22 protein-coding genes are annotated in these 22,987 nt (G+C 43.1%); 8 read left to right on the forward strand and 14 right to left on the reverse strand.

What is annotated here, in order from left to right; all coding sequences use genetic code 11:
• Positions 1-2 precede the first annotated feature (2 nt).
• The gene (gene cysS / locus ACSFC1_RS04800) at positions 3-1,397 is read left to right on the forward strand and encodes a cysteine--tRNA ligase (protein WP_435564984.1); all 1,395 of its coding nucleotides are present in this window, start codon (positions 3-5) and stop codon (positions 1,395-1,397) included.
• 3 nt (positions 1,398-1,400) lie between these two features.
• The gene (gene glyA / locus ACSFC1_RS04805; RefSeq protein WP_435564985.1) at positions 1,401-2,666 is read left to right on the forward strand and encodes a serine hydroxymethyltransferase; all 1,266 of its coding nucleotides are present in this window, start codon (positions 1,401-1,403) and stop codon (positions 2,664-2,666) included.
• 69 nt (positions 2,667-2,735) lie between these two features.
• Here glyA and hisS read toward each other — a convergent pair whose 3' ends face one another.
• The 10 genes from hisS to ACSFC1_RS04855 are packed head-to-tail and all read right to left on the reverse strand — an operon-like array spanning position 2,736 to position 10,572.
• Positions 2,736-4,013: a histidine--tRNA ligase gene (gene hisS / locus ACSFC1_RS04810; RefSeq protein ID WP_435565984.1), complete on the reverse strand. Its 1,278-nt coding sequence runs from the start codon at positions 4,011-4,013 to the stop codon at positions 2,736-2,738.
• A 19-nt stretch (positions 4,014-4,032) separates the two neighbouring features.
• A complete protein-coding gene (locus ACSFC1_RS04815; RefSeq protein WP_435564986.1) occupies positions 4,033-5,679 on the reverse strand; it encodes a radical SAM protein in 1,647 nt (548 codons plus the stop codon).
• Positions 5,680-5,682: 3 nt separating this feature from the next.
• Complete coding sequence (locus ACSFC1_RS04820; RefSeq protein WP_435564987.1) at positions 5,683-6,495, reverse strand: hypothetical protein; 813 nt, start codon at positions 6,493-6,495, stop codon at positions 5,683-5,685.
• Positions 6,496-6,519: 24 nt separating this feature from the next.
• Positions 6,520-6,873, reverse strand: a complete 354-nt coding sequence (locus tag ACSFC1_RS04825; protein WP_435564988.1) for a hypothetical protein — start codon at positions 6,871-6,873, stop codon at positions 6,520-6,522.
• Complete coding sequence (locus ACSFC1_RS04830) at positions 6,870-7,424, reverse strand: RNA polymerase sigma factor (RefSeq protein ID WP_435564989.1); 555 nt, start codon at positions 7,422-7,424, stop codon at positions 6,870-6,872. Before ACSFC1_RS04830 ends, ACSFC1_RS04825 begins: the two co-directional genes overlap by 4 nt.
• A gap of 40 nt (positions 7,425-7,464) precedes the next feature.
• A complete protein-coding gene (locus tag ACSFC1_RS04835) occupies positions 7,465-7,902 on the reverse strand; it encodes a DUF501 domain-containing protein (protein WP_435564990.1) in 438 nt (145 codons plus the stop codon).
• Positions 7,903-7,937: 35 nt separating this feature from the next.
• Entirely contained in the window at positions 7,938-8,744 is an 807-nt protein-coding gene (locus ACSFC1_RS04840; RefSeq protein ID WP_435564991.1) for a 50S ribosomal protein L11 methyltransferase, read from the reverse strand.
• On the reverse strand, positions 8,744-9,616 hold the full coding sequence (gene speE / locus ACSFC1_RS04845) for a polyamine aminopropyltransferase (RefSeq protein ID WP_435564992.1): 873 nt from the start codon (positions 9,614-9,616) through the stop codon (positions 8,744-8,746). Before speE ends, ACSFC1_RS04840 begins: the two co-directional genes overlap by 1 nt.
• Positions 9,609-10,022: an adenosylmethionine decarboxylase gene (gene speD / locus ACSFC1_RS04850; protein WP_435564993.1), complete on the reverse strand. Its 414-nt coding sequence runs from the start codon at positions 10,020-10,022 to the stop codon at positions 9,609-9,611. Before speD ends, speE begins: the two co-directional genes overlap by 8 nt.
• A gap of 16 nt (positions 10,023-10,038) precedes the next feature.
• A complete protein-coding gene (locus tag ACSFC1_RS04855; RefSeq protein WP_435564994.1) occupies positions 10,039-10,572 on the reverse strand; it encodes a cupin domain-containing protein in 534 nt (177 codons plus the stop codon).
• Positions 10,573-10,862: 290 nt separating this feature from the next.
• Here ACSFC1_RS04855 and ACSFC1_RS04860 point away from each other — a divergent pair, with 290 nt between their 5' ends.
• Genes ACSFC1_RS04860 through ACSFC1_RS04885 form a run of 6 tightly spaced genes read left to right on the forward strand, consistent with a single transcriptional unit; the run spans position 10,863 to position 15,096 of the window.
• On the forward strand, positions 10,863-11,390 hold the full coding sequence (locus tag ACSFC1_RS04860; protein ID WP_435565985.1) for a deoxycytidylate deaminase: 528 nt from the start codon (positions 10,863-10,865) through the stop codon (positions 11,388-11,390).
• Positions 11,380-12,195 (forward strand): 2-oxoacid:ferredoxin oxidoreductase subunit beta, encoded by an 816-nt coding sequence (locus ACSFC1_RS04865; protein ID WP_435564995.1) that lies wholly within the window; start codon positions 11,380-11,382, stop codon positions 12,193-12,195. Before ACSFC1_RS04860 ends, ACSFC1_RS04865 begins: the two co-directional genes overlap by 11 nt.
• Positions 12,196-12,198: 3 nt before the next feature.
• On the forward strand, positions 12,199-12,798 hold the full coding sequence (locus ACSFC1_RS04870) for a 2-oxoacid:acceptor oxidoreductase family protein (protein ID WP_435564996.1): 600 nt from the start codon (positions 12,199-12,201) through the stop codon (positions 12,796-12,798).
• Positions 12,785-13,243, forward strand: coding sequence for a diacylglycerol kinase family protein (locus ACSFC1_RS04875; protein ID WP_435564997.1), 459 nt, complete (start codon positions 12,785-12,787; stop codon positions 13,241-13,243). Before ACSFC1_RS04870 ends, ACSFC1_RS04875 begins: the two co-directional genes overlap by 14 nt.
• 28 nt (positions 13,244-13,271) lie before the next feature.
• A complete protein-coding gene (locus ACSFC1_RS04880) occupies positions 13,272-14,264 on the forward strand; it encodes a protein-glutamate methylesterase/protein-glutamine glutaminase (RefSeq protein WP_435565986.1) in 993 nt (330 codons plus the stop codon).
• Between the two features lie 13 nt (positions 14,265-14,277).
• Positions 14,278-15,096 carry a peptidoglycan DD-metalloendopeptidase family protein gene (locus tag ACSFC1_RS04885; RefSeq protein WP_435564998.1) on the forward strand — a complete coding sequence of 273 codons (819 nt, stop codon included), beginning with the start codon at positions 14,278-14,280 and terminating at the stop codon, positions 15,094-15,096.
• Here the strand turns inward: ACSFC1_RS04885 and ACSFC1_RS04890 are convergent, their stop codons facing one another.
• From ACSFC1_RS04890 to ACSFC1_RS04905, 4 genes are read right to left on the reverse strand one after another with little or no spacing between them, the layout of a single operon-like run.
• On the reverse strand, positions 15,097-15,849 hold the full coding sequence (locus ACSFC1_RS04890; RefSeq protein ID WP_435564999.1) for a lysophospholipase: 753 nt from the start codon (positions 15,847-15,849) through the stop codon (positions 15,097-15,099). It lies immediately after the preceding gene.
• Positions 15,824-17,959 carry a ribonuclease R gene (gene rnr, locus ACSFC1_RS04895; RefSeq protein ID WP_435565987.1) on the reverse strand — a complete coding sequence of 712 codons (2,136 nt, stop codon included), beginning with the start codon at positions 17,957-17,959 and terminating at the stop codon, positions 15,824-15,826. Before rnr ends, ACSFC1_RS04890 begins: the two co-directional genes overlap by 26 nt.
• A gap of 1 nt (position 17,960) precedes the next feature.
• Positions 17,961-22,019: a diguanylate cyclase gene (locus tag ACSFC1_RS04900; RefSeq protein ID WP_435565001.1), complete on the reverse strand. Its 4,059-nt coding sequence runs from the start codon at positions 22,017-22,019 to the stop codon at positions 17,961-17,963.
• The gene (locus ACSFC1_RS04905) at positions 21,997-22,986 is read right to left on the reverse strand and encodes a DHH family phosphoesterase (protein ID WP_435565002.1); all 990 of its coding nucleotides are present in this window, start codon (positions 22,984-22,986) and stop codon (positions 21,997-21,999) included. The genes ACSFC1_RS04900 and ACSFC1_RS04905 overlap by 23 nt, the downstream gene beginning before the upstream one ends.
• Between the last annotated feature and the right edge of the window lies 1 nt (position 22,987).

Genomic DNA, 22,987 nt, shown 5'->3' on the forward strand with positions numbered 1-22,987 from the left:
CTGTGCGCATACGAAACACACTGAGTGGCAAATTGGAGGAGTTTCAGCCTAAGGATCCTGGTGTGGTGAGGATGTACGTCTGTGGTCCAACGGTCTACGGGCTGATTCATATTGGAAATGCAAGACCAATGGTGGTCTTCGATGCATTGCGAAGATATCTTGAGTACAAGGGATATCGTGTCATCATGGTTCAGAATTTCACAGATATAGATGACAAGATCATAAATCGAGCGAACGAATTTGGCGTTGACTTCAGAGATGTTGCAGAAACCTTCATTTCGGAGTACTGGCGTGATGCAACTGCACTCGGTGTAAGGGCTCCTAACTTTGCACCAAAGACCTCCGATTTTGTGCCGCAGATAATTTCATCTGTTGAGAAACTCATTTCAAAGGGATATGCATATGCAGTGGATGGTGATGTCTATTTTGATGTTACAAGTTTTCCTAAGTATGGGGAGTTATCGCACAGATCGACCAGCGAGATGATATCGGGGGCAAGAGTGGAGATTAACGAAAAGAAGCGTAATCCATTGGATTTTGCACTTTGGAAGGCTGCGAAACCAAATGAACCATTCTGGACAAGCCCTTGGGGTAACGGCAGACCTGGTTGGCACATAGAGTGCACCATCATGTCAACGGAGTTGCTCGGTTCAACTCTCGACATACACGCAGGCGGAGAAGATTTGATCTTTCCGCATCATGAGAATGAAAAAGCTCAGAGTGAGGCTCTCACCGGTGAACCTTTTGTCAAATACTGGATGCACAACGCGATGATCAGGTTTTCAGGAGACAAAATGAGCAAGTCGATTGGTAACATCTTTTTATTACGGGAGGCGCTGAAAAGATTTGGTGCAGATGCCCTCAAACTTTTCTTTCTCTCAAAACATTACAGAAGTCCTATAGATTTTTCAGATGAGGTGGTCTCAAGTTGGACAAAAGCGGCTAGAAGAGCCAGTGAAGCCTTCATGAGGTTTGAGTCTAAGTATCCATTGATCTCTGTACCGAAAAATGATCACTGGCTTGAAGAAAGAAGGGCAGAATTCTGTGAATCACTCGACGATGATTTCAACACACCAAAGGCAGTTGCGTTGATCTTCGATTTGGTGAACGATTTGAATAGATCGATGGATGATGGTGATGAAGAAAAGGCTTTGAAGATATACCATCTTTTGAGGAGAGAGTTCTGCCCTGTCTTGGGACTTTTCGAGGTTCCATCTCAGATGGGTAAGAAGTCGATCGATGAAGTGCTGCAGATTTTGATCGATGTGAGAAGACAACTCAGATCTCTCAAGATGTACGATCTGTCAGACAGGATTCGTCTTGAACTGAAAGAAAGAGGAATCGAATTGAAAGACAAACCTGATGGAACTGATTACTTCTTCACTGAGGAGGTGTGAATTGTGTGGCAGCACGTCAAGTCAACAGACCCGGAGATCTACGAAGCAATAATTGGGGAACTGAAAAGAGAAGAATATGGTTTGGAGCTGATCGCCTCAGAAAACTTTGTCTCCGTGGCTGTGATGGAAGCAATGGGAAGCGTTTTGACCAACAAATATGCCGAAGGCTATCCTTCCAAGCGTTACTATGGAGGCTGTGAATGGGTTGACAAAGTAGAAGAACTTGCGAGAGAAAGAGCGAAGCAGCTATTCAAAGTTCAGTATGCCAATGTACAGCCTCACTCTGGTTCACAAGCAAATATGGCTGCTTACCTTGCTGTCGCTGAACCAGGAGATGTGCTGATGGGAATGAGCTTGTCTCACGGTGGGCATCTCACCCATGGTGCAAATGTGAATTTCTCTGGAAAACTTTTCAGAACTGTTCAGTACGGAGTGGATCCGAAAACGGAGGTTATAGACTACGATCAGGTCAGACAGCTTGCAATTGAGTACAAACCAAAGATCATAGTTGCTGGCGGAAGTGCTTATTCGAGAACGATAGATTTCAAGAGATTTCGCGAGATCGCCGACGAAGTTGGTGCCTATTTGGTTGTCGACATGGCACACTTTGCAGGTTTAGTTGCTGCTGACATATACCCAAATCCAGCCGAGTACGCACATATAGTCACATCAACAACTCACAAAACGCTCAGAGGACCACGTGGAGGTCTCATACTCACCAACGATCAAGAAATCTACAAGGCAATAAATAAAACTGTCTTTCCTGGTACACAAGGTGGTCCTTTGATGCACATCATAGCTGCAAAAGCAGTCTGTTTCAAGGAAGCGATGACTCCAGCCTTTGTCGAATACCAAAAGCAGATCGTTGCGAATGCAAAGGCTCTCGCTCAAGAATTGTCTGTACTGGGTTTGAGAATTGTCTCAGGTGGTACCGATACCCATCTGATGTTGGTCGATTTGAATCCGTTGAACGTCACTGGCAAGGCCGCAGAAAAGGCTCTCGAAAGATGTGGGATCACAGTCAATAAGAACACCATTCCCAACGAAACACGTTCACCCTTCGTGGCGAGTGGCATCAGAATCGGTACCCCTGCTGTCACAACCAGGGGAATGAAAGAAAAGGAAATGAGAGAAATAGCCTCTCTCATAGTCAAAGTTTTGAAAAATGTGCTCGATGAAGAAGGAACGATACCACAAACAGTTCAATCAGAAGTTCAAGCGAGTGTCAGAGAATTATGCAACAGATTTCCACTTTATCGCTTGGCTTGATAAAAACCGTTGAGTTTGAAAGTGAGGAATGATTTTAAGGGCGCGTCAATCTGCGCCCTTTTTACACGATTATTGGTTTTTGCGACCATTTGCTCTCAGCAGATCTAACACGTAATCTGAAGCATACTCGAACTCAACTTCAGATTGATTCTGATTCACCAGATCCTTTACTTGCACCGTTCCTTTTGAAAGTTCATCTTCACCTATGATCACTGCCACAAGCGCCTTCAACCTGTTGGCATGTTTAAGCTGTACTTTGACTGGTCTTGAGTTGATTTCCGTAACAACTACCACACCGTGATTCCTCAGTGTAGTTGCAATCTCAAATGCTCTGACGAGTGCGTTTGATTCTAAAACTACGGCGTAAACATCGCATTGCGACTGTTGTGGAACTTGAAGCTCCTCTGATTTCATAGCCAGTAGGAGTCTTTCAATGCCGGATGCAAAACCAAGAGCTGGTATATCTGCACCACCAAGCTCTCTGCAAAGACCATCGTATCTCCCACCCGCGAGAATCGTACTCTGCGCACCAAGTAGTTCGTGCTTCACTTCGAAGACTGTGCGGTTGTAGTAGTCCAAACCTCTCACCAAATTTCCATCCTCTTCAAAGGAAACTTTCAAAGCAACGAGGATTGATTTGAATTGATCGTAGTGTCTCTTACAATCGTCGCACAGATACTCTAAAGTCTTCGGAGCTCTCTGGGCTATCTCGAAGTCTTTCTTGCAATCGAGCAATCTCATCAGATTGGTCTCGAAACGTCTCTTACAGTCATCGCATATTTCTTCATAGTGCTCGGCATAATACTGTTTCAATGCACTTTTATAATGCGCTCTACATTTCTGACATCCTATTGAGTTCACGTATATCTTGTACTTTCTCAGATTCAATGAATCGAGAAAGGCTTTTGCGAGTTGCAAAACTTCTGCATCGGCTGAAGGTTCTGCAGAGCCCACTAACTCTACGCCAAACTGGTGAAACTGTCTGAGTCTTCCCGCTTGAGGTCTTTCATAGCGAAACATGGGTCCTATGTAATAAAACCTTTGGGGTAACCCACTGTTGATCATCGAATTCTCTATAAATGCCCTAATGGTTGGAGCCGTTCCCTCAGGCCTCAAGGTGAGGCTTCTACCACCCTTGTCGACGAAGGTGTACATCTCCTTCTGAACGATGTCTGTTTCCTCGCCAACACTTCTGATGAACAACTCTGTTGACTCAAAGATAGGTGTTCTTATCTCGCCATAACCAAAAAGCTCAGAAGTCTTTCTGGCTTTTGTTTCAATGAAATTCCAGTAGGAAATCTCTGGACCAAAGATATCGTTTGTACCTTTGATGCGTTCGTACTTCAGAATCCAACCCTCCTCAAATTCATGATACCACAGCGTTGATCTGTGTGAGTGCTTGAAGACAGTTTGGATCATTCTCCAAAACTTCCATTACTTCATTGAAAGATCTGAAAGGTCTTGAAAGGAGTATTCTTTTTGCCCTCCTTTCACCGATCGTTGGTATGTGCATGAGTTCATCGTATGAAGCTCTGTTCAAATTCAAAGGCAGACGCAATCCAGTTATGGACCTTGGACCATGATCGACTATTACAACGTCAGCTGGTTCTTTAAGATCTCCAACCACACCGACTAGAACAGGATAGCTACCCAGCTGTCTGGCGAAGGTGATCTTTCCCTCCTTGTACTCCGGATAAACTCTTCGCAAGACAGATCCAATTGGAAAGACCTTTTGAATCATGGGTAGGTCGATCTCGTTCCTGATCCTATCTTTATATATCCTGAAGAGTTCTCGGTTGAACTTGAGTTTTCTGATTTGAGTGAATTTGTACAGCCATGTCCCAGGCTCCACAATGACCTGTCTGATGTTGATCCTTCTGAGCAACAGTCCCTTGTTCAGAATGAATTTTAACCACTTGAAGTTTTCTTCGTAAGTCCCTTCACTCTCTCCGATCAAGCCGTAAAGTAGATTTATTCCAGGTAACAATTTTGGTATGCCGTCAGTCCTCTTGCCACCGATTTCGTTCATTAACTCTACTGCTCTGAGAACCTTTTCAGGATCGTTCATGATGTTGTTCTTCTTGATAACCTTCACATCGAAACTCTCTACGCCAAAGGATAGAACATCACCAGGTGTATTCCATTGAGCCATCAATTCGAGGATCTTCTTACACTCATCTTCGTGATCTACTATGAATGATGGATTTGCATTGTCGTGATGCAGTACAATTATCTGTGGACATCTCTGCCAGATGCCTTTGTAGAGATCTTCAAAGACAGCTGGACACGGCTTTTTGTCTCTGTCAAAATAATATGCCAGAACGTTGGCTGCTCTGCCAAATCTGAATGCTGTACAACCATTCTTGTACAATTCAAAGATTTCGTCTAAGACATGATCGACTGGTCTCGACTTGAATGAAGAATAGAAAACTGGTTCTGCGCAGAAACTGCAGTGTGTTCTTCTTTCACATCCACGAGAGAGCTCGATTTCACATATGATATCTGGGTATCTGGGGTGCTGTTTGATAATCGGCGCACCGAGTATTGAAGCCTCTCTAACAAGGTCCCAGTTGTCTTTGTGCTGATTGGAGTCAAACAGATAGTTGTAGAGTTCCACCGTTATATCTGGACCAATGATCGAGTCGACCTCAAGATCAGACTTAAAGGCGGTCGTCCCACCAAAACGAGCTTGGAAAGATGCAAACGGTCCAGCGATCAGACGAATGCTTTTTCTGCATATCTCGAGAACTCTCTTGAGTTCAGCAAAAGAAATTGGTTCTCCACCAACGTATTTTCCCGGAACAGTTACACCACCAATGACAAGCACAAGATCAAATTCATAAAGAGTATGCCAAAGGTTTTCTCTGCGGATTTGGTCTATCGAGTAATAGGTGATGTCGAAATCTTTCATCGCCAGGACACCGGCTGCATAGCGAACATAGTGGCTCACATATGGAGGTACTCCAAGAGCTGCTGGTTCGTCAACGTATCCATCGAGGATGAGCGCTTTCATCTGTTATTTTTCTAACATCTCTTTCACTTGTTTCAGGACCTCTTCGTCCTGTGTTATGACATAAACGTGATAACCTTGGCCAGTACAATGCAGCATCTTCTCATTCTGTTCGGTGTTTATGTTGACTTCTTTCGAAGAGTACACCATCTTGAGGATCGAGCCAGATTTATGATTAGCCATTATCAGAACAACTTGCTCCTCACCTATCTTGAGACGTGAAATAGTGTACCAGGAAACAGTCTGCAAGACTTCTTTGATTTCGGCAGGGAAAGTTATCGGTGCTTCACTCAAACGGATATTGTACTTTTTCGCAATTTCGTCGAATCCCTCCGAGAGAGGCTTGACTTCTTCGTAGACCAACTCCGTGGTGACACCCTGCAAGATGCGTGTAATTCTCTCTGGATATCCCTTGTCGGTTATTATCGCGGTGAAGAGGCCGGATGGAGAGTCAACCACAACCTTGTACTTACCATCCGATCTCTCCGTCTTTGATATACCAACTTGTCTTAACTGCCTGATGAACAAGTCTTCCAAATCAAGTATTTCAAGCGGAGAGACTCTAAAATTGTTTGGTTCTCCCATGAAGAAAGATCCTGAGTGCTTTGCCCAGATCATCATCAAAGGCGACAGAACTTGAACGATCTTCTCGTCGGGCCATCGGTACACCAGTTCAATTCTGCTCTTACTGCTGGCACCACGCTCAGTTACAACTCTTCTTCCAAAATAGGAGTTGCTGAGGAAAAGGTCGAGAAAAGATTGCGAAAAAACAGCTACAACAAATGCTGAGATACAAAAGAGTATCAGAATTCTCTTCATTTCATCCATCTCTCCTAAAATGGCTCAGAAACCATCTCCCACCAATTTCACCAAGCTAAGATAATCGAACACCTCACTCACCGATGCTTGCTGTGGCTTCGTTGTAAACTGAATTCTGCTTGGTATAACGTTGAGAGTCAAGAGAAAAAGTGCAGCTACTACAGAGACAGCTATGAGCACCTCGGAGAACATTTCTTTTTTACGACGAACTTTTGTGAATATGCGCTTCTCAAAGGCGTCACTGGGTCTGTACTCGTATCGCGCTTTCATCAACTGTAGAGCGGTTGTGTAGACTTTTACCTTTTCTCTTGTCTTTTCGTCAACTTGCTCTTTTGACAGTTCCCCGTCGAGGAATTTTTGAAAACTCTCCTCGTTCATTCCTTCGCCTCCTCAAGCAACTTCTGAAGTCTTTTCCTCGCATAATGAAGGCTGCTCTTAACACTCCCCACCGGCTTATCTACAATCTGGCTGATCTCTTCATAACTCAGACCATCTACATCTCTCAATTTGATCAACAGCCTGTCATCAGCCGACAATTTTTCTATCGCGCTCATGATTCTTTCATATGTGATTTCTCCAGCTGCCTGCAATATTGTATCAGTTTCTGATACTGGATGTGGCACTGAACCCTCTTCATCCTCTGCAAAGTCAGTGAGTACTTCATTTCTTTTCCTGTATTTTGTAAGGTAGTCTTTGCACACATTTATCGCTATTCTGTATATCCAAGTGGAGAGCTTTGAATCGCCTTTGAATCTCTTGACACCCTTGAATATCCTCAACATCACTTCCTGCACGACGTCGTCAACATCGTCTGCTCCAAGGTACGTTCTGGCTACACTTCCGATCTTACCAGCATATTCTCTATAAAGCAGTCTATATGCCCAGTCTTCGCCATGTCTGAGTCCTCTTAGAAGTTCCTCATCTTGCATCTTTTTCCTCCTAATTTGACATGGAAAGAAGCTCAAAGGTTCACTTGCAAAGCACTCTGTTTCGTTCACATGTGATTCTATCAATCTGTTTCAGGACAGCTTCACCTATAGGATTATCGACACCGGCAAGATAATCTGAAACGTGCAGATGCAAACACTTAACCCTCCGAAGGTCTCTGATACCGCCAGTTCCAACATCATTCAATTTTGTCCTTACAACTTCATCTTCTACAAGCTTTGCCCTTAATTCTCTTATTACAAAGTGGGCTTTAATATATCTCTCCCTGAACAGATCATCTTTCGCTATTAACTCTTCAAATCTGCGTATCCAACCTTGTGACTCCAGATGTGAGATCTGCTTTACCAAATATGGACAGACCAGCCAGTAAAGCGTTGGAAAAGGTTTGCCGTCGACATATGGACAACTTTCAAGCAAAACAGGATAACCATACTCACACCTTGTGACAATTCTACTCACACCTCTGGGTAAACGACCCAATTGTCGCTTTAGTATCAACAAATCCTCACTGCATAAGCTTTCCAATTTTGCATCTCACCCTCAGAGAGTATTATAAAACCTTTCTCGGTAAACTTGGCTTTGATTGTTTCGTCATCCTTGGTTGGTATTCCAGATACAACGAGTGTAGAACCAGTGTGTGTCACCTTTTCGATTTGATCGATCAACTTGATGATCACAGGTGTCAGTATATTTGCGACTACCAGATCATACTTACCATGCACGTCAGCCAATAGATCAGAGAGAATAACATCTACCTTAACGCGGTTCTTTCGTACAAACTCTCTCGCAACGTCTATCGCGACTGGGTCGTTGTCAATCGCCAGAACCTTTTTTGCGCCCATCTTCTTTGCGATTATCGACAGTACGGCTGTACCACAGCCTACATCCAAAACAGAATAAGATCTCTTGATATGATGTACTAAGAGCTTTGCAGCCAAAGCAGTGGTGGCATGATCGCCACTGCCAAAGGCAGCCGATGGTCTCATCTTGACAACTGTCGCACCAGGTTTTTTCAACTTTCCCGTTGGATCTATCCAAACACCATTGGTGATCTCAAATGGTTCGAGTTTCATGTACTTGAACCATTGCTCAACCCGAGAGCTTTTCTTTTCGAGTAGCTGACTTTGGGTAAGTTCTAAGATCTCTTTGACGAAAGCTTCGTCATCTGTGTAAAGAATCAGCTTTGTTCCATTGTCAGTCGCCTCAAGGGCATAATTGAAGAAATCTCTCGAGAGTAACTCGTTCTCGAGAGATTCAGCGGAAGACGGCAACAGATGCCACTCGATGATCTCTTTGAACATCACGATTTTCCTTCAAGTTCGCGTTTTATGAAATTCGGCAGCATGAAGGATGCTTTGTGTATCTCAACATTGTAGTACTTTAACTGTTCTTCCATTTGCTTTGCATCTTGAACTCTAAGATCGGTGACCGGGTCTATGCCCTTGGATGCAAAGATGTACAACCAGTATCCTGATGGATAGGTTGGCATGAACCCTTGATAAGCTCTGACCAGTGGAAAAGCATTTCTCGTTCTTCTGTAGGCTATCTTAAACCATCCAAAGTCGTACAAAGGATTCTCTGCTTCAGCAGTCATTACACCGTTGTCTTTGAGCGCATCATAGCATGATTTGTAGAAATCCTGAGTGAAAAGATGACCTCCTTCACCGGCAGTTGGATCTGTCGAATCAATTATTATCACATCGAATTGATTCTTGACATTCTTGATATAATCAGCACCGTTTTGGAAGACTAATTCCACCTTCTCGTCACTCAAAGCACTACCGGTTTTTAGAAACTGCTTAGAGATTTCCACAACGCGCTGATCGATCTCACACAGTACGACCTTCTGTATCTGAGGATGCCGCAGTACCTCGCGTACTGTTCCACCATCCCCGCCACCGATCACCAGAACGGATTTCGGCTCTGGATGGGAAAATAATGCAACATGTGCGAGCATTTCGTGATACATGAACTCGTCAACATCTGTTGTCATGGTGATACCATCTAACGCAAAGACTCTGCCGAGTGTTGGGTTATCGAAAACATCTATTCTTTGATATGGAGTTTGTTCTGAGTGAACTATTCGACTTATTCTCATCACCAAGCCAACATCTCCACCAGAGAAATAGTCGAAGAACCACAGGTGTTTTCCTGGTATGATCCTTTCATGCATTGCAAACTCCTCCTTTGACTGCCTTGTGAGGGGCATTCATTGGTATGCCTATAGTCCTGTAATCACCACGCGTGTGTTCAAAGACTTGGGTTCTCTTTGCTTTGAAGACATCCTTTAAGTAGTCAAAAGCCTTCCACGGATCGGTGTCTTCTCCACAGGTAAAGAGATCGATCGCGGCATAGCCATACTCTGGCCAGGTGTGAATTGTAAGGTGTGATTCAGAGATCACAACTACACCGCTCACTCCGTAGGGGAGGAACCTATGGAACGAGCTACCAACTATCGTTGCTCCGGCAATGATAGCGGCGTCTTTCATCTTTTGCTCAACGAGAACTACATCGTCAAGAATCTGTTGATCACAATCGTAGAACTCCGCGATCAAGTGTCTTCCCAAACTCTTTTTCATCGTTAATCCCTCCCCGTCAGTCGATTTCTATCCAAAGAACAACTGCCTCTTTCTTTTTGCTCGGATTCTTCAGAAAGTGTTTCTTGTCGGCTCTGTAATAAAAACAATCTCCCTCTGACAGCCTGTATCTGACATCATCAAGCCACAAATCAATTTTCCCCTGCAAGACATAACCGAATTCATCACCTTCATGGTAATCCTCTTCTTCTGTTTGTGCACCGGGCTTCAAAGTCACTAACATTGGATCCATCTTTTTCGTTTCAACGTAGCTCATCAAAAGCTGCGAAGTGACTCCTTCGGGCTCATCGTAAACAGGAATCCTATCTTCCCTTTTGAAAACAACTTTGCTCTCTTCTTGTTCTGAAAAAAATGCCCTCAAATCACTACCCAGAGCACGCAGTATCTTTTCTAAGGTGTCTACCGAAATAGACGTTTTGTTGCTTTCCAGCTGCGATATGAAACTCCTTGAAAGATCGGTACGCATAGCCAACTCTTCTTGTGTTAACCCTCTGGACATTCTGAGTCTTTTGATCTTTTCTCCTATATCCACAAAAACACCTCAACTTCGCTTTTGAACATACATTCAGAACACTTGTTTAGTTTACTGCTCGCAGTAGGTCAACTTACGTTGTCATTATAGGCACATTTGAACCGAAAAAGTACTAAGAGGATATTAAGAAAAGTTTACAATAGTCATTCAAAAGCAGAATTACACTTCTTTTCGGCGTTGTCTTGAATAGTGATCGCATTGTGTCAACTATTGTTGACATTTGGAAACTGTCATTGGTTGAAGGTTCCCATTTTGTTGACTGGGGTGGTTTGTTGTATATTATCTTTGGCATGAATGAGGATGAACTGAAAAGATATCTTTCAAGTATCAAGTTGAGAGAGACTGTAGATAGCAGAATCTCATGGGACGAGTATTTCATGAGAATCTGTATGCTTGTCAGTGAAAGATCTACTTGCACCCACAGAAAGGTTGGCGCAGTTATCGTTAGGGAGAACCGAATATTGGCAACGGGGTACAACCAACCACCTTCTGGATTCCCACATTGTGATTTGATAGGGTGCGTAAGAGATGATCTGAGAATACCGTCTGGCAGAAATCAGGAAATCTGCTATGGTCTTCATGCAGAACAGAATGCTTTGATGCAGGCGGCCAGGTTTGGAATATCGACGAATGGGGCGACAATTTATGTAACAGCAAAACCTTGCTCAATATGTGCAAGGCTCATAATAAATGCCGGTATAGTCCGAGTTGTTTACCTTGAAGAATATCCAGACTCGTTAACAGATTATTTCTTCAGTATGTGTAAAATCAGAGTGGAGTTGTTTCGTTCTAATGGAGGTGAAGTTTTTGAAAGTTGAGAAATTGACATCTTATCTGCGTGAGGATCACTGGCCCACCATATGGTGTCCTGGTTGCGGGAACGGTATCATTTTGAAAGCCTTCTTGCAAGCCGTTGACAATCTTGGTATCAAACAGGAGCGTATGGCTGTCGTTTCAGGAATAGGTTGTTCATCAAGGGCTACTGGCTATATAGACTTCAACACACTTCACACACTTCACGGAAGAGCTGTGGCATTTGCGACAGGTGTTAAACTGGCGAAACCAGATTTCCAAGTAGCTGTTCTCGGTGGAGATGGAGATATTCTTGCTATCGGTGGTAATCATTTTATTCATGCCTGTAGGAGGAATATAGATATCACGATTATCATCTTCAACAATATGATTTACGGTATGACTGGTGGTCAGAATTCACCCACAACACCTTTCGAGAAAATCGCTTCTACAACACCTTATGGTAATATCGAAATGCCTTTTGACGCAGTGAAGATGGCGATTGCTGCCGGGGCAACCTATGTGGCAAGAGCAACCGTCTATCACTATCCTTTGTTGGTAAAGTACATCACAAATGCTTTGAGCCATAAAGGTACAGCTGTTGTAGAAGCCGTTACAAACTGTCACACATATTACGGTAGATACAACAGAATTGGGGATGCTCCAGAGATGATAGATTATTTCAAGAAAAACAGTGTTATGCTCGATAAAGCCAAGGAGATGTCGGCTGAAGAACTCAAGAACAAAATAGTCATTGGAGAATTTCACCGAGAGGAAAGACCAACCTTTTATGATTTGTACAAAAGTGCTGTTCACAGTGAGGGGGTATGATCTTTGAGAATTCAAGAACCTCTGAGTGTAAGAGTTGCCGGAATAGGAGGCCAAGGGAACATACTCGCTGGTAAGCTGCTTGCACAAGCGGCAGTTTTCGATGGTAAACATGTCATTCAAACTCAACTTTACGGAGCACAAGTCAGAGGTGGAATCAGCCATTGCGATGTGATAATCTGCGATGATTGGATAGATTTTCCAGAGGCATCCCACTTTGACATAATGTACATAATGCATTCAGATGCTTTCAAAGCCTATCAGAAACTTCTCAGACCAAATGGCGTCCTCTTGATCGATTCAACCTTTCTCGAAACTCTGCCATCAACTTTTCACCGAACCAAAAAGATTCTGATGCTTCCTCTTGAGAGAATGGCGCTTGAAAAATTCAAGACTTCTATGGTCAGCAACATGATAGGCTTGGGAGCTTTGGTCAAGGCAACTCAAGTTGTGACGATAGAGTCACTGATGAAGGCTGTCGATGAATTGATCTCGGAGAAATATGTGAAGATGAATACAGAGGCGATCACTTATGGTTACGAAGCCGTTAAGAGAGAGTTCAGAATCAAGACCGAGCAGAGGATACGTACGATTGGCTTCGAATAACTTGTTCAAATCCTTTAGGAACGCAGTAGTGGGACTTACAGAGGCTCTGAAGCAGGAAAAGAACTTGAAGATACACTTTTTAATAGGAATTTGCGTACTGGTGAGTTCCTATTTTCTTGATCTTTCAAGTGGTGAGCTTCTGTGGCTTGTTTTCGCAGTCTTTTCTGTCATAGGCATGGAACTTGTGAATACCATGATAGAAGGAATCATGGATATTTACAGTGAAAATCACGATCCACGAATCAGATTTGTCAAAGATGTTGCAGCTGGGATTGTTTTGTGGTATTCTCTATTTGCAACAGTTGTAGGATTGATCGTTTTAGGACGTGCTTTGTTCCATTGGAAGCCAGATTTGGGTGGAGTCTTTGCACTTTTGTATGTTGTTCTCTTTCCATTGCTTTTGATCGTTGGAGGGTTGAGTAGGCGTGGTAGGCGGAAAGATTAACGTAGTCATCGTGGATGACTCGGCTTTCATGCGAATGGTTCTTAAAGACATCGTTGACGGTCAACCAGATATGCAAGTTGTTGGTGTGGCAAAAGACGGCATGGAAGCACTTGAAATCATACAGTCGAAAAAGCCAGATGTTGTAACAATGGATGTGGAAATGCCGAAGATGAATGGTATTGAAACATTGAAGAACATAATGGCTAAGTTTCCCACTCGTGTGATCATGGTGAGCAGTTTGACAGAAGAGGGAGCGGACATCACAATCACTGCCCTTTCGATAGGCGCTGTTGACTTCTTGACCAAACCTTCTGGTTCCACTTCACTGAGTTTCAGAGAAGTAGCAGATGTTTTGGTTCAGAAAATAAGGTCTGCAATGTCCGTTAACCCATCAAAACTGATAACAAAACCTTCGTCTGTAAAGGTATCAGTAGGTACACGCAAGTTATTTGTATTCGAAAAAGCGGTTGTGATCGGTGCATCTACAGGTGGACCAAGATCGCTTGATCAAATAATCCCGGCGCTGCCAAAAGATTTTCCAGCGCCTATTTTTTTGGTTCAGCATATGCCTCCAATGTTCACAAAATCTCTTGCGATGCGCTTGAACTCACTGTCAAATCTCGAGGTTAAAGAGGCTGAAGACGGTGATGTCGTCAAGAAGGGTACCGTCTACGTTGCACCCGGCGATTTTCACATGGGTGTGAAGGCAGAAGGAGGAGTTGTTAAGATATTCCTGGACAAATCAGAGAAGATAAACAACGTTAGACCAGCGGTTGACTTCACTCTGATGAAGGTTGCAGAGATTTACAAAGCCAACACCATAGCTGTTATACTAACTGGTATGGGCAGAGATGGTGCTAAGGGAGCATTTAAGGTAAAATACTATTCGGGGAAAGTCATTGCCGAAGATGAATCAACTTGTGTTGTTTACGGTATGCCAAAGGCTGTGGTGGAAGAGGGTTACGCTGATTTTGTGTTACCCGCATATGCAGTTCCTGAGAAATTGGTAGAGATGATTTGAAGGGGGAAATGACGTGAAAAGATTGTTCATTGCATTTTCTCTTTGGTTTTGTATAACGCTCCTTGGGGGGTATTTAACAGTATCGTATGTAGTTCAATCAGGGGATAACCTGTACAACATTGCCAAGAAATTCAGAATCTCTCCATCGACTATTCTTGATTGGAACAACCTGGCAAATCCGCTGAAATTGAAAGCTGGTCAGCAGATTGTAGTTCCACAACCGGAAGGATATCTCTACGTTGTTAAACAAGGAGACAGTCTTTACTCAATCGCAAGGGCTTTTTTCACAAGTGTCAGCGACATTTTGATTGCAAATGATCTGAACTCTGAACTGATTAAACCCGGCCAGAAGTTGTTCATTCCTCAGAAGATTGTTGGGAAGGCTTTTAACACTGAAAAAGGTTATATATGGCCAGTCTATGGTGTACTTTCTTCACCCTATGGTTCACGAGTTCATCCTATTACAAGACAGATGTCCTTTCATTCAGGAATAGATATAGCCGCACCCGAGGGCACTCCTGTTTTCTCATCAACATCCGGTGTTGTTGTCTTTGCAGGTGAGAAATCAGGTTATGGTTTGATGGTGGAAGTGAAATCGAACAACAGTATCGTTAGATATGGACATCTTTCGAAGATAACAGTTTACGAAGGTCAAGGAGTTGAAAGAGGTACTCTCATAGGTAGGGTGGGTAACACAGGTATTAGCACAGGACCTCATCTGCATTTCGAGGTAATTGTCAACTCAAAAACGGTGAATCCTCTGGCCCTTCTACCATCTTCGAACAAAGTCTATGTATTGAAAGATGGCGTTGAGGCTGCAGGTGGGGAATGATCAGTGGCTGTTCAGCCAATTCAGTAAGTCGTTCATAAAAACTTTGGAGTTTTGCTGGTCTTCGAAGAGTTCATGATACCCACCTTTGTATACTTTCATGATCTTATCAGAGGAGGCAAGTGAGTTGAAAAACTCTTCAGCGCCGTTCGGGAGCGTGATTTTGTCCATTTCGCCGACAGCCACAAAACAAGGCAAATTTATCTTTTTGGCATCTTTCAAAGCCGCACTTGAATTGTGCAACATGTCGTGAGCAAGCCTTGCACTGATCTTTCTGTGAACCAAGGGATCTTGGACATATTTTTTCACCGCTTCTGCGTTCGGCGAAAGGTGCTCAGGATTTATGCCGTTATCAAAGCTGAATCTTGGAAAAATGAGTGAAAAAATTGCGGCAACAGATCTGAGCAGGAGATTGTCCTTTGATATTCTTAAAGCAGGTGACGTGACTATTAAACCGCGGATTCTATCTCTTGTTTCTGCATAGCGAATCGCGATCAAACCACCGAGGCTATGGCCCATGAGAAAGGAATTAGGATGTGATTCTGTCAGCTTATCAAGAACTTCGAAAACTTCTTTGAAAGATGTGTGCCCCCTCTTTCCAGGGCTTTCACCGTGACCAGGTAAGTCGAAGAGGACCAACCCGTAACCTTCTCTTTGTAGTAGTTCACACAGCCAGGAATATCTCTTTGAATGTTCGCCAAGTCCGTGAACCAATATTAAGAAAGGCTTTTCACCTTTGAATTCTTTGATCCACATTATCTTTCCCCTCCACGAGCTCGAAATCGATCTCTCCTGATATCTTGTTGGCATTTACCACCTTTGCCTTCACAACATCACCTATTCTGAAGATTCTGCCAGTCTTTTCACCAATCAGGATGTTTTTCCTCTCATCGTAGATGTAATAGTCATCAAGAGTCGAAATGTGGATCAAACCAGATATGAGTTTGTCTGGTATCTCTACAAAGAGGCCAAACCTTGTGACATTGGTCACCACTACATCAAAGGTCTTTCCAATATATCTGCTTATATATTCTACTTTCTTCAAAGCGATGAGATCCCACTCTGCCTCGTCTGCGATTCTCTCGCGTTTGCTGCAATGTTCTGCTACCTTGGGTAATATCTGCGAATAAGATTCGATCTGCTTTGGTGTGAATTTGCCCCCTTGCTCAAGGTAAATTTTCAGAAGTCTGTGGACAATCAGATCTGGATAACGCCTTATAGGCGACGTGAAATGCGTGTAAGCAAAGGAAGCGAGACCAAAGTGTCCTACATTCGATGCGGAATAAATTGCCCTCTTCATCGATCGAGTTAGCAGTTTTTCAACACTTGACTTAAGTGGATGATCTTTCACGGCTTCGAGAATCTTTTGAAGAATTCCAGAATTTATCATCTTTGGAAATTTCATTTTCAGTCCCAACGCTTCGACATACTCTCGCAGCTGAACTAAAAACTCTGGATCTGGCTGTTCATGAACTCTGTAGACAAAAGGTAAGCCTGAGTTGTGAAAAATCTCAGCGACGGTCTCATTTGCCTTGATCATGAATTCTTCGATTAGAATCTCTGCCTCTCCTCTTTTTCGAGGTACTATGTCTACAACCCTTCCGCGCTGATCGGTTGTTATCTCAACTTCTCCTCCCTCTATGTCGAGGATCGCGCCTCTACGCCTTCTGTTCTCTCTGAGAATCTTTGACAGCTCAAGCATCTGATCGAGCGAGTGGCATATCTTCTTGCCCAAAAGTTTTCGAGCTCTTTCTTCGCCCGATAAATACTCGTTCACTAAGGTGTAAGTAAGACGTTTCTTGCTTCTTATTACACTGGGAGTCACTGTGTAGTCCAAGGTGTTTCCTTGGCGGTCAATCAACATTTGGACTGTGAAGGTGAGTCTATCCTCACCTTCGACTAAACTGCACAAGTGATCCGAGAGTTTGAAAGGTAGCATGGGTATTACCTTATCGAGCAGATAGACGCTTGTACCTCTTGAGTAAGCTTCTTTGTCTATCTCTGATCCTTCACGCACGTAGTGAGAAACATCAGCGATGTGAACGGACAAAAGATATTTGTTCTTTGAGAGTTTCTTTATCGAAACGGCATCGTCGAAGTCTTTAGCATCCTCTCCATCTATTGTGAATACTATCTGGTCTCTGAAGTCCTTTCGATCTTTCAAATCTCTCTCGTCAATCTCATCTGGGAGCCTTCGTATTTCTTCCAGAACCTCAGGTGGGAAATCTTCTCTAAGACCGTGCTTGGCGATCACACTCGGGATATCGACCTTGGGGTCGTCGATATCACCAAGCACGCTGATGATTTCAGCCTGTGGGAGATTACCATGAGAAGGCCATCTCGTAATCTTGGCAATGACCTTTTGACCTGGTTTTGCACCACGAATGAATTCGATTGGTACGAAAAAGTCATAAACTATCTTCGAATCGTCTGGCACAACATATCCGTGTGTTCTCTTCAGTTGAAAAACACCAACTATTTTATCTGTACCGCGTTTCAATACCTTCGCCACTCGACCCATTGGTAAGTTCTTCCACTTACCCACGATCTCCACTAACACTTTGTCACCATGAATAGCACCATTAGTGTATTCCAGCGGAACTGCCATCTCTCTGCCATCTTCGGTTGCCACAAAAGCCATGTTACCCCTTCTGGTAAACTCGATCGCACCTATTGCCAAATCTTCGGACAATTTCCTGTATCTGCCTTTACCATCTCGAAATACCTTTCCAGCTTCAACTAGTTCATTGAGGACATTCTTGATCAATTTCTTCTGTGCTTTACCTTTTACCTCGAGTAGTCTGAGGATCTCCTTCAAGGTTAACTTATCGTTGTTGGAGATGACAAGCTCAAGGGTTCTTTTCATGTCAACTGATGATTGTGACACAAGCCTTACCCCTCTCTTTGGACACATAGGTTGCCTTATCTGCGAGAGCGATTAGATCCTCGGGTTCTAAGACATCATCTTGCGGGTAACCTGAAACCCCAAAACTCATCGTGACGCGAAACTCGAAAGGATTGGTCTCAACGATCTGATATAGTATCTTCTCTGCAACCTTTGCTGCGTTTTCCTTAGTTGTGCTCGGAAGTATCACGATGAATTCCTCACCACCATACCTACCGACGATATCACTCGCTCTTGTGCTGCTTCTCAGCACAGAAGCTATGAACTTGAGCACTTCATCACCTATTCGATGTCCATAAGTATCGTTTATCTTTTTGAAATCATCTATGTCAGCCATTATCACCGAAAAGCTATCGTTATACCTCTTGGACCTCTCGAACTCTTCGTGCAATCTTGTTATGAAGTACCAACGTGTGTGAAGCCCGGTGAGTGGATCCGTTACACTGCGATGGTAGGCTATGATATTCTTGAGTGTGTAGACGATGACTTCTTGCAAGTTTAAGACAGATTTGACCAGTTGGTACCCAGTTATTTGGTCCATGTAAAGCGACTGGTTAGCGACATAGAGAAGTACCTTGAAACCGTCGTAGATCTCGATCTCAGTGCACATTTCAAACGGTTCGTACGAAACTTTTGTTTCTTTTGGGATTTTTCTGGTATTCAGAGTGGCAGATTCCAGAACTTTGCCTCGCGAATCCATGACTATTATTGCTGCAGACAAGATAGGTAGCAGATTCATCATCTTTGAAACGAGAAATTCTAAGGTAGTGTGTACCTCTTCTTGTGGATTTGTGACCTTCAGGATGTCGATTATGTGTTGCAAGAAAACAGAGTTTCTCATCGTTCTTTCGAGTTGTTCCTGAATTGCTGCCAAGGGCTGTCTGAAAGGCTCTTCTAGTTTCAGTTTCAACTCGTTAAGTTGCTCGATCAAGCTTTCATCGGAAGAAAATTCAATCTTCTTTTCGAGCCAAGCTGCGGCGTTTACAAAGGATCTAGTTTGGTAGATCGAGATTGCCCTTTCGGCATAGTTGATGGCTAATGGAGTTGACTCAATAGCTTTGTAACCCAGAGCAAGGCTTTCGTAGATCTGTGCAAGAGACAAAAATGCCCCACTTTTTATCGCATCTAATTCGAGTCTTTTTGCGAATTTGATAAAACCTTCTGTGTCACATTTGATCAACCTTTGTGCAAAGATCTGGCAAGCTTCTTCACTCCAATAAGGGGTGTCCTTTTTCAGAAATCTCTGCCAAGCTTGCAAGAGCTCTTCATCATTTTCAGCCAAGAATAAATCTCTGAAAGGAGCAAAAGTACGACTGCTAATAGCTGGGTTTTCTATGTTCTCTAATATTACTCGCTTTGCCTTTTCCACATCTTCTGCCAAGGCATATGCACACACAAGACCCCTTAAAGCACGTTCCTCTATGCCAAGATATCTTTCGATCGAAAGTTCTCTTGAAAGATCTTCTAATGCTTCATTCAGTTCTCTGTTGTACATGTGAAAGTTCGCTTCGACGAAATAACTGTAAGCTTCGAGCTGTATGTTGCCAGTCAAGCTGACTAATTGTCTCAAGCGCCCCAGATCTTGAAACATCTGCTGTACATTGCCTCGGTAAAGATTTGTCCAGATCATATTTGATAAGGCAGTCATCGCAAGGCCTTCTGAACCTATCTTGTGTGCAATTTCGATTACATTCTCGAACAATCTTTCTGCCTCGTGGCTGGCTGCCATTCTAATGCCCATCTCGTTGAGAATTGTGGCCAGAATATCGAGAAAACCATTGCTTTCAGCTATCTGTTTGGCTTGGTTGAGAAGGTCGAGATCTCTGACTCTCGATATTCTTGTGTGCTGGGCTATCAAGAGCAACGTTAGAGCCTTCAATTTTCTATGCGGTGGTATATCCTTAAGACGCGCAAGGAGAATCTCGACTTCTTGCATCAGACCTTGACTTATTTTCTCTCCTGAAATCAGCATTCTTCTCATCTTGCAGCACAACTTTCTCAATCTGCTATAGGCTGTCCTCGCTTTGAAGAGATCTTCCTCTTGTTCCATTTCTTTGGCAAGATTTGCTTTTGATGCGTGAACAAGCGCACTGTAGATGAGAAAATCATATTTCTTACTCAAACTCAGTGCAAACCTCTCTAACGCATTCGAATCTTGCTTGATCTGTAGAGCTCTGAGTTTCAAAGAATTGAGCGCGTAACTGCCCCTGTTTTCTAAGAGTTTCTCCGCTTCTTCAATCATCGAAACTGCTGTGGTAACGTCTTGGTAGTTTTCCAACTCCTTCTTTGCAGTTAACAGATAAAGAACTGCCGCAGAGACTTTTTGCCCGAGCATCTTCAGATGCCATGCTTTCTTTGATGGTTCACGTAGGTGAAGTGACAGATTGGTGTGTAGTTCAACTCTTACCTCTGGTTCTATGAGATCATAAAGCGATCTCCATATTTCAAAGAATGCGAATCTGTACTTTCCGTTTTCCCAATAAAGCAATCCATTGTCGATCAGAATCGACAAATATTCGTTCATTCTCTGAGAGCTGAGTGATGATATCGAAATGAGAGCTTCAAATTCACTTTTCTCAAACCTTTCACCGCATATGGCTATCAGATGTGCACCCGATTCAGCCATCTGTTTCAATGTTGGCTTAACTATTTCTATGAGGTCTGTTCTCTTGAGAATCTCCTGCTCGACACCGATCTTGTCTTTGTCGAGTCTCAATGCATTGTTCTTGACTAAAGTTCTCATCAGCTCAACAATCTGTCCCGGTAGACCTTGAGTTACCACATAAGCCCATTTGACCAGTTCGTCGATATTCTCCTGCCTTGCCATTATCATTGTTGATATCATTTCTGCAGTTTTCTCAAAATCGAAAGGTTTCAGTTCAACAGACACATCATGAGAAAGGGAGATCTGCCTTTGATAAGATGCTAAAAGAAGTGTATGTCCCTTCGAAAACTTATAACTCTGCAATTGTTCGAGAACAGCCTTCAGTGACAGATCCATTTCATGAGCGTCATCAACGATGATCACTATGGGATCAAGATTTGACAGGATCTTTCCAACGGTTAAAACAACGTCGGAAGCCTTTATTTTTCCAGAATTTGTTAGATCTTCTATCTTTTTTCGATCTTGTTCATCGAGTCGAGATAATAGACTGTCATCGACAAACTGAAGCAATCCTATAACCAGAGCTTGTAAATCTGTTGCCCATATCACAGGTATGCCTTCATTTCGCAGTTCATCACTGAGAACACTCAAGAGTGTAGTTTTTCCGACCCGCTGAGGTCCATAGACGAGAATGGTGTTCAAAGATTTCTCATTACTTTTGATAACTCGTATTACTTCCTCTTCCTCTTGCCTGTGAACTGTCGCCAAACGTAATCCCATGAGACCTGTAGGAGAGATTTTCCCTTGGAGCAAATGAAATGCTGCAGGGAAATGTGTTTTTCTTTTGGCAGGATCCTGCGCTGTGAAACCGATGACAAGTTCCTTGAGTTCTTTTCTATCTGTTAGTGAATCTATGAGCTTCCCAAAAACATAGACCGTCGAGGCTATGGAACTCTTTCCTTCTTTCAAGAACTCTGGTGCTACAAAGACGTATTCCCCTTTTGGTACAACCTCTGAATTAAACCAACAAGGTGGAAGCATGAAGAAGTTCTCTGAGATGAGAAAATCTTCAACAGAAATTACAGGTATTGCGATTCCCAGGTGCAAGAGCTCGCGGAGCAGACCAAACAAAAACAGTGCGAAGTTTTCTCTTTCTGCTTTGTCTGTCAAGTTGATGGGTCTTCCTTCAAGGTATGGGAGATAGATCTTTGGAATCTCTCTTAAATCGTATCTTTCTGGAACAAGTATCGATGGATGTTTGAGCAGAGAAAAAAGCGCCAAGAACGTAGTTAGTTCATGCATTTTGCTACCTATTACTTCTGGGTTTAATATTTTCAACCTCTTATAGACATTGTTGTCGATAATCAGATGTTCATCGCCTACATATGTTTCTCTAAGAAACTTCACCAGTTTCACTTCGTTCCCCCCACAAATGGTCTTTCACTGTACTAACAATCTCATTCAGAACTTTCTCAAGTCTTGTGTTCTTGAAAGAACACCCCGCAGCCCTTGCATGTCCTCCTCCTCCCAAGACTGCAGCAACCTTACTGACATCAAACCAGTTCTTTGACCTCAAACTGACGTGTACCTCACCTTTTGGATATTCTGTAACCAAAATCGCTACTTCGATATTTCTCAAAGATCTCATTTCGCCAACAAAACCTGTGCTGTCATCATCAGCACAGCCGTTTTCGACATAATTCTCATAACTCAGCCAAGAGTAAGCTAAGGAATCTTCCACTATCATATGATCGACCATCACACAGAAAAGCTTCAGCTGTTCGATACGCTTGTTTTCCAAAATCGTCGTTGCAACAAAATGTGGTTTCGCACCGAGCTTAACAAGTTCAGCAGCATCTTTGAAAACTCTTTCATCTGTATTCGAAAACCTGAAGAAACCTGTATCGGTTGCCATACCAAGGTAATTGACAGTTGCAAGTCGAGAGTCATAAACCACACCAAGTGCCTTGTTCAAAGTATACACCATCTGAGCGGTAGCTGCATAGGAACTATCAACCCAATTTGTACCGCCAAAGAACGTATTTGTCGCATGATGGTCTATCACAATGGTTTTGCACTGTGATAGCATACTTTCAAAGCGCCCGACCCTGTCAGGTGACGAGCAATCTAAAACAACAACCAGATCAGGCGAAAAATCAGAGTACTCTTCATAAGAAATCAATTGGTCAACACCATGGAAAACCTTGTAGTACTCCGGAATTGGCGAATCGATTGCACCAAGGCAATTCTTGTCCAGCTGTTTCAAACCCAAAGTCAAAGATGCAACACTACTTATGTCATCTCCATCTGGCATTACGTGACCCAGTATCAGTATATTCTGTGATTCAGTTACTTGAGAAAGTATTGATTTGATCTTGCTCATT

Origin of the sequence: Pseudothermotoga sp. U03pept (genome assembly GCF_051235805.1) — a bacterium.
Taxonomy (GTDB): domain Bacteria; phylum Thermotogota; class Thermotogae; order Thermotogales; family DSM-5069; genus Pseudothermotoga_B.